This window comes from Blautia sp. St.27G3 (assembly GCF_059728505.1).
The window spans coordinates 1,305,690-1,321,277 of the sequence record NZ_BAAGFO010000001.1 but is presented as its reverse complement, the minus strand read 5'-3'; the positions used below and the strand labels follow the sequence as shown (position 1 = coordinate 1,321,277).

Below are 15,588 nucleotides of genomic sequence, written 5' to 3'. Positions count from 1 at the left end.
CTTCCAATTAAGATAATGAATAATAGCGATATATTTGAAAACGTGTTTCACAATCACATAGTTATCAAACAATTAATTTCCAAAACCATAAAAATTCACTGCCATAACACAAAAAGGCAAAAAGACAATATCTTGTAAGGCATTACCCGGGGCCGTCCTCTTTCCAATACCCATCCTTAAGAATCCTTTATCTTAATTGAGCAGCTGCTTTTCGAGCTGACTGTAATCATAATCCCTCTGCGAGAAATTATTGAAACGATTACCCGAACCGGAGGCCGCTTTCTGAGGCCGGTCTGCCCGGGTCTGCTCTTTTTTCTGCTCCGCCTTTCGTCTGGCGTCGAGCTGGCTGATATCGGCCAGGGAAGTGACACCGTTTTTATACCACCCATTTAAAATTTTATCTGCATAATCAAAACTTGGCTGGTGGGTCTGGCGGATGGTACGGTTGCAGGCCTCCAGGACAATCTCAATGGAGAAACCGAATTCATCGAACCACCGCGCCATACTTTTCTGTTCCGCTGCGGCGGGATTGCGGTTTTTGATTCCGAACGCGTTCATAACAGTGAAATAGTTTTTGTTATGAAGGTTTGTCTCTTGTTTGGCCTGAAGGACCGAGGTGATCCCGGCTTCTGCCCATGCAAGCGCTACTTTTTTCATATAGTGACGGCTGGCGCATCCCTTGGAAATGCAGTATTCCAGGAGATATTCGATGAGATCAGTGGAAAATTGCAGCTGATCGTAATAATAGATGAAATCACTTTGCTCCGAGGAGGTCAGCGGCCTTTGCAGGTATTGCTCTGCCACATAGAAAAGCTGCTGAATTTCTTTTTGTTCTTTCGCTTTTGCAATCCGTTCCCGGGCAGGCTGCTGTCCTGCGCTGCTGTCGGAATCCGACACTGAAGCCTTTGGTGTATTTTGGACAGTCAGATCTTCTTCTTTTTTGTCTGCAAAATTGGAATGGTCCGTCTGCTTTTCGGTAAAGGTGATAGAGGAAAGCTCACCGTCTGCGTCGGTATGAAGGCGCAGCAGATCTTGTTTTTCCCAGTAAGCAAGCGCTCTTTGAATATCTTTTTCCGTATGATCGAACACATCAGCAATCGAGGAGAGAGACAGTTCTCTGTGCGTGTTTGCACAGCGCAGAAGATAAAGGTAGACCTTGACGTATTCTCCGCTGGCGTGTGGCATGTACTGGTCAATAAAAGTATTATGAATCACAGTGAATCCTTCCGGTATGTTCGTATAAATTTTCATGATGTTCTCCCCCGTCTGCTCAGTCATGCATAGCATTATTCGACAGGGCATATGTCCCTGTCAAAATAGAACTAAAAACAGTATAGCATATCCGAAACAAAATGAGAACAGCCAGTTTTCCGGACAGATATCCCCGGCGGTTGTCAGGGAAGAATGTGGATAATGTGGATAAAAAGTTGACAATAATAAAATTACAGGGTAAAAAAAGTGGGAAAACGGTAAAAAGTCGAAAAAAGTTATGTAAATCAGATTGTCCACAAAGAAATCCACAGAAACAGTTGCAGGAGATGTGAATAAGTCTGTGGATAATGTGGATAACTATGTCATAGGTCCCGTTTTAGCTATAAATACAGCATCCCCGGTGTCTGAACTTATCAACAGACCACCGGGGATAAAAATGTAAAACTTTTTCAAAGAAAATTAATACAATGTAAAAGAAACTTAATTTCCAAGCAGGTTTTCACCTATCTTAACGACATCACCGGCCCCCATTGTGAGTACAAGGTCACCTGGCTGGCATTTTTCCAGGAGAAATGTTTCAATTTCGTCAAAGGTCGGAAAATAGTAGGCTTCTTTCTGGAGCGATTCCAGCTTTTGTCGGAGCGTATCGGAGCTGATGCCGAGGTTGTCGGTTTCGCGCGCAGCGTAGATCTCTGCGAGTATCACGGCATCTGCAAGAGAAAGAGCGTCTGCAAATTCATCCATCAAAGCCTTGGTACGGGTATAGGTGTGAGGCTGAAACACGCACCAGATCTTACGAGCAGAGTATTTTCCGGCGGCCTGGAGCGTTGCCATGATTTCTGTGGGATGGTGCGCATAGTCGTCGATAATCGTTACACCGCCGATTTCTCCTTTTTTCTGGAAGCGGCGGTCTGTTCCTGTGAAAGCAGAAAGACCCTCAGCCATAGCGGCGGCGCCGATGCCAAGCAGATCGCCGGCAGCCAGCGCGGCCACGGCATTTGAGACATTGTGCTCACCCGGAACGCGAAGAGAAAAATGTCCCAGAATTTCTGCCCCTTTTTTGAGATCAAAGCTTCCACAGCCTGAAGCATCATAAGTAACGTTCACAGCCTGGTAATCGCCTGCGTCGATGCCAAACGTGTATACATGGCAGGAGAGGCCGTCTGTGATACCGGAAAGTTCTGCGATTGCCTGATTGATTACAAGGGCGCCCCCATCCGGAATTCTTTTTGCAAAGAGGTGGAAGGAATGGCGGATGTCATCAAGATCCTTAAAAAAGTCAAGATGATCCGCATCAACATTTAAAATGATGCCAAGCGTCGGAAAAAGCTCCAGAAAGCTGTTGGTATATTCACATGCTTCTGTCAGAAAATTGCCGGATGTACCGACGCGGACATTACCTCCGATTGACTTCAGGATGCCTCCCACAGAAATCGTGGGATCAAGCGCTCCGGAAAGCATGATGTGAGAAAGCATGGAAGTAGTTGTCGTTTTGCCATGTGTTCCTGCAACGGCCACTGCCGTCTCATAATTTCGCATGAGTTCGCCCAGAAGCTGTGCTCTTGTCAGCATTGGAAGCTGTTTCTCTGTAACAGCAATAAATTCCGGATTGTCCGGATGAATGGCTGCGGTATAAACGACTACGTCGATATCATCCGTAATGTTTTCTGCGCGCTGCGGATAGGAAATATGTGCGCCAAGACCTGTAAGCCAGTTCGTGAGATCACTTTTTTTGGCATCTGAGCCGCTGACAGAAAAACCGCGTCCGAGCAGTATGGCTGCAAGACCGCTCATGCTGATCCCGCCGATTCCAATAAAATGGATGTGTACCGGTTTATTATAATCTATCTGATACATGATAAACGTCTCCTTATGTTAAAGTTATGTACAGTATACTATTTTCAGAATAAAATTCCAAGGATTTTCTCAAGGCTTTCGGTCAGTGGACGCGGGAGAAGACTGCAAATGACGTCAGATTCTGCTGTAATATACAGAAAATAGTAATTTTATACAAAAAGAAAAAGAGAAAAAAGCGTTATAATGATGGAAAATTGAAAAATATGAAAAAACGAAAAATAGAAAATAAGTTAAAACTGATAAAAACATAGAAAAAATATAGAAAATATTGTAAAAATTGTTCACTTCTGAAAAAAGCTATGGTATAATGAGCTGGAAATAAAAAGCAAGAGGTGATAACGTGATTAAAAAAGAAATGATAGCCATGCTTCTGGCCGGAGGACAAGGCAGCCGGCTTGGGGTACTTACCTCCAAGGTGGCCAAGCCGGCAGTAGCTTTTGGCGGTAAATACCGTATTATTGATTTTCCTTTGAGTAACTGTATTAATTCAGGTATTGATACAGTAGGCGTTCTGACACAGTATCAGCCCCTTAGGCTGAATACGCACATCGGCATCGGCATTCCGTGGGATCTTGATAAAAACATAGGCGGTGTGTCCGTACTTCCTCCTTATGAAAAGGTAGGAAAGACGGAATGGTATACTGGCACAGCCAATGCAGTTTATCAGAATCTGGCATACATGGAATCCTTCAATCCGGAATACGTTTTGATTCTCTCCGGTGATCACATTTATAAAATGGACTATGAGGTTATGCTTGATTTTCACAAGGCGCATGGTGCGGATGTCAGTATCGCAGTGATGTCTGTTCCGATGGAGGAAGCCAGCCGCTTTGGTATTGTAGTGGCAGATGAGAACGGAAAAATTCAGGAATTCCAGGAAAAACCGGAGGAGCCCAAAAGCAATCTTGCATCCATGGGAATTTACATATTTACATGGAAAGCATTGAAAGAAGCGCTGGTTACACTGCGGGATCAGAGCAACTGTGATTTTGGAAAACACGTCATTCCCTATTGCCATAAAAAAGGACAGACCCTGGTGGCTTACGAATATAACGGCTACTGGAAGGATGTCGGAACACTCGGCTCTTACTGGGAAGCCAATATGGAGCTGATTGATATTATTCCGGAATTTAATCTCTATGAAGAATTCTGGAAGATTTATACGAAAAATGATATACTTCCGCCTCAGTTTGTATCGGAAAAAGCAGTGACAGAGCGGTGTCTGATCGGGGACGGCTCCGAGATTTACGGGTCGGTTTATAATTCCATCATCGGCTGTGGCGTGATCATTGAAGAAGGCGCGGTTGTGCGAGATTCGATTATCATGCAAAATACGGTGATTAAGCAGGGGGCGGTTGTCAATAAGGCGATTATTGCAGAGGGAAGTGTGATTGGAGAGGGCGCCGAGCTTGGGGCGTTCGAGGAAGTTCCCAATCGCCGCAAGCCGTCCGTTTATGCGTTTGGACTGGCTGTGGTCGGAGAGAATACGGTAATCCCATCCCACGTAAAAATCGGGAAAAATACAGCTGTGACAGGAATAACTGTGCCGGAGGACTATCCGGACGGTATTTTGAAAAGCGGTGGGACTTTGGACAAGGCAGGTGATATACAGTGAGAGCGGTAGGAATAATTTTGGCTGGCGGGAACAGCTTCCGAATGAAAGAGTTATCCAATAAAAGGGCGATTGCAGCAATGCCGGTGGCTGGAAGCTTTCGCAGTATCGACTTTGCGCTCAGCAGTATGACAAATTCTGGGATTCAGAAAGTCGCCGTGCTGACGCAGTATAATTCCCGGTCTTTGAATCAACATCTGAGTTCCTCAAAATGGTGGAATTTCGGACGAAAGCAGGGCGGACTGTTTGTTTTTCCGCCCATGGTGACTTCGGACAATGATTTCTGGTACAGAGGGACGGCAGATGCAATCCATCAGAATCTTGATTTTCTGAAAGAATGCCATGAGCCGTATGTGGTGATCGCATCCGGCGACTGTGTGTACAAGATGGATTTTTCCAAAGTCTTGGAATATCATATTTCAAAAAAAGCGGATATTACGGTGGTCTGCAAAGATATTCCGATGACAGAGAACGTGACGCGTTTTGGGCTGCTGAAAATGAACGAGGACAGCAGAATCGAACAGTTTGACGAAAAACCAATGGCAGCGTCTTCCCATACAATCTCATGCGGGATTTATGTACTGCGCCGTCGTCAACTCATTGAACTGATTGAACGGTCGATTGAAGAGGGGCGTCATGATTTTGTCCGGGATGTGCTGATTCGTTATAAAGAGGTTAAGCGAATATACGGTTATAAAATAAACGAATACTGGAGCAATATTGCTTCCGTGGAATCTTATTATCAGACAAATATGGATTTCCTCAGGAAAGAAGTGCGGGACTATTTCTTCCGTGAATATCCGGATGTACATTCAAAGGTGGACGATAATCCGCCTGCAAAATATAATCCGGGCAGTGTCGTGAAAAACAGTCTGGTTGCGAACGGCTGTATTATCAACGGACACATAGAGAATTCTGTGATCTTTAAAAAAGTATTTGTCGGTGAAAATAGTGTCATTAAAAATTCGATTATATTGAATGATGTGTATCTTGGGGACAATGTCTATCTGGAAAACTGCATTGTGGAAAGCCGCGATACCATCCGCGCAGGTTCCCGTTATGTGGGGGAGGACAGCGTGAGAATTGTGATAGAGGATAATGCGAGGTATGTACTGTAGCATAGGAGGAGCAATCCGCAGATGCCCAGGAACGTTTTGTTCACTGGCATGGTTCCTGTTCTGCAACAGAAAAAATAAGTAACTACGGAGGATAAATCCATGACAATTACAGATGTAAGAGTGAGAAAAATTACAAAAGAAGGAAAAATGAAAGCAGTTGTTTCCATTACGCTGGATGAGGAGTTTGTCGTTCATGATATTAAAGTGATCGAGGGAGAAAAGGGACTTTTCATCGCAATGCCGAGCCGCAGGGCTTCCGACGGTGAATACCGAGACATTGCACATCCAATCAATACCGGGACGCGCGGACGCATTCAGCAGATGATTCTCGACGCATATGAAAAGGCGGTTATGCAAGAAACAGAGGATATGGAAGAAATAGAGGATGTGGAGGAGACCGCGAATAGAGAGGAAGCGGAATAAATTGCGATAAAGGCCAGGGGCTGCCATATGAAGGCGTAAAAATACCGTATACATATTTTCAAAAAACACGTATACGGTACGAACGTTGTTTCATATGACAGCCCTTTTATTCTCCGGTTTTTATCAGCGAAGAGCAGTTCTGTTTTTTTTCAGAGTATCTGTAATAAGTGACTGTACGTACTTTCCGAGGAATTTCTGCTCTTCCCGCGGAAGATCTTTCGGATAAATCGGCGCGCCGTATTCGATAATAACCGGAACCGCTTTTACGAACGGGAAATGGTCCTCAAAAAGTGCTGAGGAATTTGTAATGGAGACCGGTATTATCGGACAGCCGGATTTGACCGCGATTTTAAAGGAACCTTCGTGAAACGGGAGAAGCTCCAGCTCGCTGTCATTTTTATTTCGCGTGCCTTCCGGAAAAATCATGACGGAAATTCCGCTTTTTACCTGCTCCACGGCCTGCAGGATGGTTTTCAGGCCCTCGCGGATGTCGGAACGGTCTAAAAACAGACAGTGAAGAAACTTCATCCAGCGGGATAGCAGAGGGATCTTCAGCATTTCTTTTTTTGCCACATACCCGGTCAGATTCCGGCAGCGCACATAGGTCAGGACAATATCGAAATAACTGCGGTGATTACCGATAAAAAGTACTGCTTCGTCCTTCGGAATATGTTCTTCTCCGATCACGGTAAGTTTGACGCCTGAAAGTAGGATTACAATCCGAAAGGCTCCCTGCACAATGCGCAAAGAGCTGATATCGCGAAGCCGGGGATTACATTTGCCAATGATCCATTCGATCAGAAACACAGGAATCGAAAGAATCAGAAATAGAATAACAAAAACTGTAATCAAAATAATTCGTATCATATACACCCTCCATAATTTGTGGGACTCTTTTCATCTGCCATATCGGAAGGATTCTCAGCTCAGGCACGGTTGTAGAGCTGTGTGGATTTAAGCAGCCATTCGCAGCGATCTTTTGTCAGCGCATCTTCTGTATAGCGGAACGCCCAGTTGTTTGCCGCAACGCCAGGTGTATTCATGCGGGCATCGCTGCCAAGTACAAGAAGATCTTGGATGGGGAAGATGGCGTATTTGGCAATGCTGCCCATGCAGAAGCGGATGAAATCAAGGCTGACACATCCGCCGTCCGTATTACCGTAGCGGCGAATCCGGTCTTTTACGAGTTCAGTCTGCTGTGCATACCATCCCATGGTTGTGTCATTGTCATGGGTTCCCGTGTAACAGATGCAGTTCGTCGTCGTATAGAAATGCGGGATATAATTTGTATCGTCCATATCGCCAAAGCCAAACTGAAGCACTTTCATACCAGGGAAGCCAAATGTATCGCGCAGATGTTCGACTTCCGGCGTGATGATGCCGAGGTCTTCTGCAAAAATCGGCAGATCCTTGCCAAGCTCTTTTTCAATGGCAAGAAACAGGGATTCGCACGGGCCCTTGACCCACTTGCCGTTAATTGCCGTTTCTTCCTCTGCGGGCACAGACCAGTAAGCCTCAAAGCCACGGAAGTGATCAATACGCAGATAATCGGTCAACGTAAGCTGGCGTTTGATTCTGCGAATCCACCAGGAATACTGCGTCTGTTTGTGATATGCCCAGTCATACAGCGGATTGCCCCAGAGCTGTCCTGTTTCGCTGAAATAATCTGGCGGTACTCCGGCAACGCAGGTCGGATGGCCCTTGGAATCGAGTTGGAACAATTTTTTGTTGCTCCAGACGTCAGCGCTGTCAAAAGCCACGAAGATCGGGATATCGCCAATGATCTCCACATCATGTTCATGTGCATAATCGCGCAGTTCCATCCACTGCTTCTGGAACATAAACTGTACAAAGCTGTAATAATGAATCTGCTGTGCCAGCTTTTTCTGCCATTCTTTTTTCACTGCTTCTGTGGGAGAGAGGATTTCTTTTTCCCATTCCACCCAGCAGCGGCCTTCGTGCTCATCCTTGCATGCCATGAAAAGAGCATAATCGTCGAGCCAGTCTTTTTCTTCCGTGCAGAAGGTTTCAAATTCCTCGAGCAGTGTCTTGTCCGGCGTATGTAAAAAAGCAGCCCACGCTTTTTTCAGAAGACTGGTTTTGTATGTGATAACAGGGCCGTAGTCTACTTTGGTGTCATCCCACTTGGGCATATCGGAAAAATCCTCTTTGGTCAGAAGCTTGAGGTCAACAAGCTTATCCGGGCTGATCAGGAGCGGCTGGCCGGCAAACGCAGAAAATCCCTGGTACGGGGAATCTCCGAATCCAGTAGGCCCAAGCGGGAGAACCTGCCACAGGTGCTGTCCTGATCCTTCCAGAAAATCAATGAAATCATAAGCGCCGGGCCCCATATCCCCGATTCCGTAGGGAGACGGAAAAGAGGTCGGATGTACGAGAATCCCGGAAAAGCGCGTCTGTTTTTTCTTTTCCAGAAGTTCTGTTTCGTTCGATGTCTGAACTTTATTCATCTGTATTTTCCTCCAAATGCTGCATATTGAGCCGCGCCGCACAGTCCAAAAGCTGCCGAAACAGCGATGAAAAAACACGCAGGCTCATCCGTTACAGTATACTAAAGAAGCTTGAAAAATTCCAGTCATATTTTGCCCGTGCCCACCATATCAATAATAGAAAGCAGCGGAATGGGCTCCTGAAATGAAAAAATGTAAATACCTGATCTTCTTTTTTGTACTTCTCGCAGTCATGCTTTCAGCTTGCAGTGCTGCCGATACCGGAGCAGAGAGTGAGAGAAAAGAAGTGGACTTTACGGTAATGGATCCGCGAAGACTTCCCGAGGAGCTCGCGGGCCTGATAGAAGAAAATAAACAGAATGAAATACGAATGACCTATACGGACGGGACGGCTCTGTATCTCATTCGCGGCTACGGGGAACAGAAAACGGGAGGCTACAGTATTGAAGTTGCAGGCTGTACGGAGGACGCAGAGACGGTCTATTTTGATACGCGCCTGCTCGGTCCGTCCGGTCAGGAAAAACTTCCGAAGGAACCTTCGTATCCGTACCTTGTAGTGAAGGTGGAGCTGCGGGATAAAGAGGTTCTGATACAGTAGTATTGGAGAATCAGTGATCATTATGGAAAGAAAGGCGGAAGCATATGGAACTTTTAATGAAAAACATACATATGTGCAGGCAGGCAAAACAAGCGGAGACACAGATTACACTGGATGAAGATCTGAATGTACCGGACGTGCGCCCTGACGCGCAGATGATTATCCAGAGCAGAGAACGCGTTACTTTGGAGCATACGAGAGCAGAGGCCGGAAAGCTTTTTGTAGACGGGTACATGGAAGTAAGTATTCTGTATCTGGATGACACGAAGGAAAGACAGATCCACCGTCTTGATACAAGGCTGCCTTTTGACGAGGCAATCGCAGTAGACGGGCTGGAATCCGGGGACAATGTGCGTGTCCGGTATGAGACGGAAGACCTGAGTGTGACACTGATTAATTCCCGAAAACTGGCAATTCGCGCTATCTTGAGCTTTTCGGCTGCCGTGGATGAGATTTATGATATGTCAGCAGCAGTGGAAACGCAGTCTGCGCTTGAACTTTGCGAGCGGAGAAAGCGTCTGGAACTGATGCAGCTTGAAGTGCAGAAAAAGGACATTTTGAGGCTCAAAGAGGAAATCCAGATTCCGTCCAATAAGCCTAATGTGCATGAAATCCTGTGGGACAGTGTACAGCTGCGCGGATGCCGAATTTCTCTGCAGGACGGAAAATTTTCTGCCCGGGGTAATATTTTCATGTTTGTGCTGTACCGGACGGATGATGAAACGCAGAGCGTACAGTGGCAGGAACAGATGATTCCGTTTGAAGGGGAGATAGAATGTGCCGGCTGTGCGGCAACGCTGGTTCCGGATATGGAAGTATCGCTGACGCAGCCGGAGCTGACTGCGAAAGAGGACACGGATGGGGAAATGAGGATTTTCCATCTCGAGGGTGTCCTTGAATTTGAGATACGTCTGTATGGGACTGAGGAAGCGGAGATTTTGGAGGACGTTTATTCGCCGGAGAAAGACCTTGATCTGGCGGTCAGCCAGGAAACGTATGAGAGCCTTGTTATGAAAAACGAGTCAAAATGCAAGGTTTCAGGCAGAATCCGCATCCAGGGGGCAAAGCCAAGGATTCTGCAAATCTGCCACGCAAACGGGAGTATCAAGATTGACAATACGGAGATTGTGGAGGAAGGTATCCGGATTGAAGGGGCTGTACCGGTTTCGATTCTATATATTTCTTCTGACGATGCAATGCCGTTTGCCGTGCTGGATGGGATTATTCCGTTTACGCATGTGGCACAGGTACCGGAAATTGACGCCTCCTGCCGTTTTACGCTAACCGCGGATATGGAACAGCTTTTGGCTACGATGGCGGACAGCGAGGAGATTGAGGTGAAAGTGACTGTTTCACTGAATCTTTTTGTGGCGCGTGCGCAGACACAGCAGTGCATCCGGGCAATTGAGGAAAAAGATTATGCACTCGAAGACCTGGAGGCAGTGCCGGGCATTACCGGATACATTGTACAGGGAAAAGAGAGTCTGTGGGACATTGCAAAGCAGTATTATCTGACGCCGGCACAGATCATGGAGATGAACAGCCTGGAGTCGGAGGAGCTGAAAAAGGGACAGTGTTTGATTCTGATGAAGAGTATGAGCAGACAGTTTTCGTAATATAAATGACATGCATTTGATGCAGACAAAACTGGATAGAAACAAATTCGATTAGTGGAAAGCAGCAGGAGACGATAATTCGTAGGAAGTTCGTCAGTTTTCATAAAAAAAATGACGGAAAATTGGCGTTTCTTTTATTGACACTGTGATTTGGGGAGGATAAAATAGGACTATATTGTATACAAAATACAGGAGAGAACCCAAAATGAAGGAATTAAAGCTGAAAGCGATGGCAAAGATAAATCTGGGACTTGATGTTTTGCGGCGTCGTGCAGATGGATATCATGATCTGCGGATGATTATGCAGAGTGTGTGTCTGTATGATCAGCTCAAGCTGAAGCGGCAGCAGGAGCCCGGGATTTCAATCAGTACGAATCTTGCTTATCTTTCTACCGGCGAGGATAATCTCGTGTACAAGGCGGCAAAGCTTCTGATGGATGAATTTCAAATCCAGGAGGGCGTGAGCATTCATTTGAAGAAGTGTATTCCGATCGCGGCCGGGCTGGCGGGGGGCAGTTCGGATGCAGCGGCAGTGCTGGTAGGGATGAACCGGTTATTCGAACTGGGGCTTTCGCAGGAAGCGCTGATGAAACGGGGCGTGAGAATCGGAGCGGATGTTCCTTTCTGCGTGATGCGCGGGACGGCGTTATCGGAAGGAATCGGAGATATACTCACTCCATTGCCGGATGCACCCGATGCATTCGTGGTGCTGGCAAAACCTCCGGTTCACGTTTCAACAGCCTTCGTTTATGGAAATCTTCAAGTTGACAAACTGGTCAGTCATCCGGATATCGACGCACAGGTGCAGGCGGTCCGGGACAAGGACCTGTACCGGATAGCGGAATTGATGGGGAATGTTCTTGAGACAGTTACGATTCCGTCCTGTCCGGTGATTGGGGAAATAAAAAATTGTATGAAGCGTCAGGGGGCTCTGAATGCCATGATGAGCGGCAGCGGGCCGACCGTATTTGGACTGTTCGATGACGAGCAGGCGGCGAGGCGCGCGTATGAGGAGCTTGAGGCCGGGGAGATGGCTAAAAATGTAGTTCTGACGAAATTCTTCAGGAGCCGGAGGGTTTGATTTCCGGCAAATGATTCGGGCGTGATTTAACAACAGGATATACGGTAAGGAGGTACATATGACGGATAATTTTCAGTTGCAGATGAATGAGTATCTTCCACTGCGGGATGTGGTATTTCAGACGCTTCGTCAGGCAATCCTGCGGGGGGAACTGGCGCCGGGAGAACGGCTGATGGAGATTCATCTGGCTCAGCGGCTTGGGGTGAGCAGAACACCGGTGCGCGAGGCAATCCGGAAGCTGGAGCTGGAAGGACTGGTGCTGATGATTCCGCGCAAAGGGGCGGTTGTGGCAGAAATTACAATCTCTGACCTTGAGGATGTGCTGGAGGTTCGCATGACACTGGAGGAGCTTGCGGTGAAATATGCCTGCAAGCGGATTACGAGAGAACAGTTTGAAGAAATCCGGCAGCTATCTGAAGATTTTAAAAATACGCTATATGGCAATGACGTGGGAGCCTGCGCGCAGGCTGATATGAATTTCCATGAAGCGATCTATGAGACAACCGGAAACGGAAGACTGGTACAGATTCTGAATAATCTGCGTGAGCAGATGTACCGCTATCGGATGGAGTATCTGAAAGACCGCCAGTCTCACAGCGTTCTGGTGAAAGACCATGAGGAACTTCTTCATGCTCTGGAGCAAAGAGATGAGAAGCTGGCCATGCAGGTGACAAGCCGTCATGTCGAGCGGCAGAAGGAGCACATTATCGGAGTACTGAATGCAAAGGAACAGTAAATAGTAGAAAATTATTGAAAAGAAAAAGGGATGCTAAAATAGTGAAGTTATACAGAGCAGTGCCAGTCATGTAAAAAGACGGGCGCTGTTTTGTTTTGAGTCAAAATAAATTTCAGAAAAATGACATATACTAAAAAATATCTCAAATTTCATAACAGGTTGAACAATAAAAGAAAAAGGAGAATACAACGTGCACAAAGTAAAGAATGCGAGTCATTTGCAACAGGTGCAAAAAAGGCGTGCGGGATTTGCCTCGTGGCAGATTCATGTGCTGGTTGGCGCAGAAAATGCGGCAAAGTTTTGCGTACTTCTGCCGCTTTTAACAGAAGAGGTATGGAGAGGCAGAGGACTGGGAGTTTTTACCGTGTTCTGTCTGCTTGGGTGTCTGGTAAACGGATTTCTGGAACGGATTTTGTGGAAGGAAGAGCTGTTGTTTTCAGAGCTGTGGCGTATGAATGGGAGGAAACTGGTACTGACCGTTTACTTTGGTCTGTTTTGCTTTTTTCTTGTGCAGGCTTCGGTGATGATTCGGCTTTCCGGAGAAGTGATGCTGCATTATGTTCGGGATACAGCGTCGGAAGGGCTGCTGTATGATTTCAGGGAGACGGGCGGAAGCATGATTTTCCGGTATTCGTTTTTCTTTTTGCCGCTTCTGGTATCATCGGCATGCAACAGCCTGATCTATATGAGAAAGCTTTTTCGAAGACTGTATGAAGAGAGTGTGAAGGGCTGGAAGGCACTTCAGAAGGACTGGGTTATTCGCGGCAGGGACGTAGTATGGTGGGGCTTTGTATTTCTGAGTATCGTGCTTGCGCTTGCTTTTCGGGACCGGTTTGCTCTGGCAGGTTTTTTCTGTGCTTACAACTGGCAGGCACTGGCGGCTGTGGCGGTGGGAGCTGCGGCAGTTATGTGGACTGAGGACAGGATGAAAAAACGAGGGATTGAAAAAGAGCTCAAAAAGGGATTGTAGGTACGGAAAGTTCTGTGTTATACTGTTATAACGTTTTCGGACAGTATGCAGAAGAAGGATGGGTAAGAAGAATGAAAAAGATTCTGGATTTGATCAGCGCGGAGGTTATGAGTGCATTTGAAGCCTGTGGTTATGATGCATCTTATGGCAGGACGGGAATTTCGAACCGCCCCGATTTGTGTGAATATCAGTGTAACGGTGCAATGGCGGCCAAAAAGAAATATCAGAAGGCTCCGATTGCGATTGCACAGGAGGTAGCTGAGGCATTGCAGGGAAATCCTACCTTTGCCGAAGTGAGCGCAGTGAATCCTGGCTTTATTAATATGAAGGTATCCGGTTGCTTTCTGGCAGATTATCTGCTGGAAATGCAGGCGGATGAACGTCTGTCAGTGGAAAAAGCGGACAAACCGCAGAAAATTATGGTGGATTACGGCGGACCGAATGTGGCGAAGCCTCTGCACGTAGGACATTTGCGTTCTGCAATCATCGGTGAGAGTGTCAAACGGATCTGTCGTTTTGCAGGGCATGAAGTGATCGGCGACGTGCATCTTGGCGACTGGGGACTTCAGATGGGGCTTATTATTACAGAAGTGAAAAAGCGGCAGCCGGATCTGATTTATTTTGATGAGGGCTATGCGGGAGACTATCCGCAGGAGGCGCCGTTTACGATCTCAGAGCTGGAGGAGATTTATCCTACTGCCAGTGCGAAATCAAAAGCGGATGCTGCCTATAAAGAAGAAGCGCTGGCTGCAACGGCAAAGCTGCAGGAGGGTGTGCGCGGCTATCATGCGCTGTGGCAGCACATCCTGAACGTGTCAGTGGCTGACCTGAAGCGCAATTACAGCAATTTGAACGTAGAATTTGATCTCTGGAAAAAGGAATCGGACGCACAGCCCTACATACCGGACATGGTTGCCCGCATGAAAGAAGAAGGTTATGCGTATGAGGACCAGGGAGCACTGATTGTGGATATCAAAGAAGAGAGCGACACGAAGGAGATTCCTCCGTGCATTATCCTCAAATCTGACGGTGCAGCGCTCTATACAACGACAGATCTGGCAACAATCATTGACCGTATGAAGCAGTATCATCCGGATCGTATGATTTATCTGGCTGATAAGCGTCAGGATATGCATTTTACACAGGTATTCCGCTGCGCGCGCAAGACGCAGCTGGTGGAGGACGATACAGACCTTCGGTTCCTGGGCTTTGGAACGATGAATGGAAGAGACGGCAAGCCATTCAAAACGCGAGATGGCGGTGTGATGCGTCTCGAAACACTGATTTCCGGGATTAACGAAGAGATGTATAAGAAGATTACGGAAAATCATGAGGTAGACCCGGAGGAAGCAAGGGAGACGGCGAAGCTGGTCGCACTTTCCGCAATTAAATACGGCGATCTCTCCAATCAGGCATCCAAGGATTACATCTTTGATACGGAGAAGTTTACTTCATTCGAAGGAAATACGGGGCCGTATATTTTGTACACGATCGTGCGGATTAAGTCTATTTTGAATAAATATTGTGCGGGCGGAAGGGAAATCTGCGGCGGGGCGATTCTGGCTCCGTGCGGTGACAGTGAAAAAGGGCTTATGATGGAGCTTGTGAAGTTTAACAGCGTCATTGCTCAGGCATACGAGGAGATTGCGCCGCATAAAATCTGTTCGTTTATTTATGATCTTGCCAATGCATTCAACCGTTTTTATCATGAGACAAAGATTCTGACGGAGGAGGATGAGACGCGCAAGGCAAGCTGGATAGCGCTTCTTTCTCTGACGCGGAGAGTGCTTGAGACAAGCATTGATCTGCTTGGATTTTCGGCGCCGGAGCGGATGTAAGAGACGGCTTCAGGACAAAAACGGCATTTCGGAAATGAAAACAGCCGTATAAATACAGG

The 15,588-nt window shown here is 46.8% G+C and carries 13 protein-coding genes; 9 read left to right on the top strand and 4 right to left on the bottom strand.

Features of this window, described 5'->3' with window-relative positions; all coding sequences use genetic code 11:
* Positions 1-192 precede the first annotated feature (192 nt).
* Positions 193-1,251 carry a DnaD domain protein gene (locus AC6I2O_RS06160; RefSeq protein ID WP_497742119.1) on the bottom strand — a complete coding sequence of 353 codons (1,059 nt, stop codon included), beginning with the start codon at positions 1,249-1,251 and terminating at the stop codon, positions 193-195.
* A gap of 441 nt (positions 1,252-1,692) precedes the next feature.
* Entirely contained in the window at positions 1,693-3,069 is a 1,377-nt protein-coding gene (gene murC / locus AC6I2O_RS06155) for a UDP-N-acetylmuramate--L-alanine ligase (RefSeq protein WP_497742118.1), read from the bottom strand.
* Between the two features lie 340 nt (positions 3,070-3,409).
* Here murC and AC6I2O_RS06150 point away from each other — a divergent pair, with 340 nt between their 5' ends.
* The 3 genes from AC6I2O_RS06150 to spoVG all read left to right on the top strand — a co-directional run bounded on the left by AC6I2O_RS06150 (position 3,410) and on the right by spoVG (position 6,222).
* Positions 3,410-4,684 carry a glucose-1-phosphate adenylyltransferase gene (locus tag AC6I2O_RS06150; protein WP_120391005.1) on the top strand — a complete coding sequence of 425 codons (1,275 nt, stop codon included), beginning with the start codon at positions 3,410-3,412 and terminating at the stop codon, positions 4,682-4,684.
* Positions 4,681-5,799, top strand: a complete 1,119-nt coding sequence (glgD, locus tag AC6I2O_RS06145) for a glucose-1-phosphate adenylyltransferase subunit GlgD (RefSeq protein WP_120391004.1) — start codon at positions 4,681-4,683, stop codon at positions 5,797-5,799. Before AC6I2O_RS06150 ends, glgD begins: the two co-directional genes overlap by 4 nt.
* Positions 5,800-5,898: 99 nt before the next feature.
* Positions 5,899-6,222: a septation regulator SpoVG gene (gene spoVG / locus AC6I2O_RS06140; RefSeq protein ID WP_120391003.1), complete on the top strand. Its 324-nt coding sequence runs from the start codon at positions 5,899-5,901 to the stop codon at positions 6,220-6,222.
* A gap of 123 nt (positions 6,223-6,345) precedes the next feature.
* On the opposite strand, the gene AC6I2O_RS06135 is transcribed toward spoVG, so the two are convergent.
* On the bottom strand, positions 6,346-7,089 hold the full coding sequence (locus AC6I2O_RS06135) for a lysophospholipid acyltransferase family protein (RefSeq protein WP_497742116.1): 744 nt from the start codon (positions 7,087-7,089) through the stop codon (positions 6,346-6,348).
* 59 nt (positions 7,090-7,148) lie between these two features.
* Positions 7,149-8,690 carry a 4-alpha-glucanotransferase gene (malQ, locus tag AC6I2O_RS06130; RefSeq protein ID WP_120391001.1) on the bottom strand — a complete coding sequence of 514 codons (1,542 nt, stop codon included), beginning with the start codon at positions 8,688-8,690 and terminating at the stop codon, positions 7,149-7,151.
* 184 nt (positions 8,691-8,874) lie between these two features.
* On the opposite strand from malQ, the gene AC6I2O_RS06125 reads away from it, so the two are divergent.
* From AC6I2O_RS06125 to argS, 6 genes are all read left to right on the top strand, one after another.
* Positions 8,875-9,288, top strand: coding sequence for a protease complex subunit PrcB family protein (locus tag AC6I2O_RS06125; RefSeq protein ID WP_120391000.1), 414 nt, complete (start codon positions 8,875-8,877; stop codon positions 9,286-9,288).
* Between the two features lie 44 nt (positions 9,289-9,332).
* Positions 9,333-10,904: a DUF3794 and LysM peptidoglycan-binding domain-containing protein gene (locus AC6I2O_RS06120; protein WP_120390999.1), complete on the top strand. Its 1,572-nt coding sequence runs from the start codon at positions 9,333-9,335 to the stop codon at positions 10,902-10,904.
* Between the two features lie 205 nt (positions 10,905-11,109).
* On the top strand, positions 11,110-11,985 hold the full coding sequence (gene ispE, locus AC6I2O_RS06115) for a 4-(cytidine 5'-diphospho)-2-C-methyl-D-erythritol kinase (RefSeq protein ID WP_120390998.1): 876 nt from the start codon (positions 11,110-11,112) through the stop codon (positions 11,983-11,985).
* Between the two features lie 58 nt (positions 11,986-12,043).
* Entirely contained in the window at positions 12,044-12,721 is a 678-nt protein-coding gene (locus AC6I2O_RS06110; protein ID WP_120390997.1) for a GntR family transcriptional regulator, read from the top strand.
* 190 nt (positions 12,722-12,911) lie between these two features.
* Positions 12,912-13,691: a hypothetical protein gene (locus AC6I2O_RS06105; RefSeq protein WP_497742114.1), complete on the top strand. Its 780-nt coding sequence runs from the start codon at positions 12,912-12,914 to the stop codon at positions 13,689-13,691.
* A gap of 71 nt (positions 13,692-13,762) precedes the next feature.
* A complete protein-coding gene (gene argS, locus AC6I2O_RS06100; RefSeq protein ID WP_497742112.1) occupies positions 13,763-15,529 on the top strand; it encodes an arginine--tRNA ligase in 1,767 nt (588 codons plus the stop codon).
* Positions 15,530-15,588: the final 59 nt, after the last annotated feature.

Coding starts and splice junctions, on each gene's coding strand:
- AC6I2O_RS06160 (WP_497742119.1), bottom strand. CDS start 1,251: ATGAAAATTTATACGAACATACCGGAAGGATTCACTGTGATTCATAAT.
- murC (WP_497742118.1), bottom strand. CDS start 3,069: ATGTATCAGATAGATTATAATAAACCGGTACACATCCATTTTATTGGA.
- spoVG (WP_120391003.1), top strand. CDS start 5,899: ATGACAATTACAGATGTAAGAGTGAGAAAAATTACAAAAGAAGGAAAA.
- AC6I2O_RS06135 (WP_497742116.1), bottom strand. CDS start 7,089: ATGATACGAATTATTTTGATTACAGTTTTTGTTATTCTATTTCTGATT.
- malQ (WP_120391001.1), bottom strand. CDS start 8,690: ATGAATAAAGTTCAGACATCGAACGAAACAGAACTTCTGGAAAAGAAA.
- AC6I2O_RS06125 (WP_120391000.1), top strand. CDS start 8,875: ATGAAAAAATGTAAATACCTGATCTTCTTTTTTGTACTTCTCGCAGTC.
- AC6I2O_RS06120 (WP_120390999.1), top strand. CDS start 9,333: ATGGAACTTTTAATGAAAAACATACATATGTGCAGGCAGGCAAAACAA.
- ispE (WP_120390998.1), top strand. CDS start 11,110: ATGAAGGAATTAAAGCTGAAAGCGATGGCAAAGATAAATCTGGGACTT.
- AC6I2O_RS06110 (WP_120390997.1), top strand. CDS start 12,044: ATGACGGATAATTTTCAGTTGCAGATGAATGAGTATCTTCCACTGCGG.
- argS (WP_497742112.1), top strand. CDS start 13,763: ATGAAAAAGATTCTGGATTTGATCAGCGCGGAGGTTATGAGTGCATTT.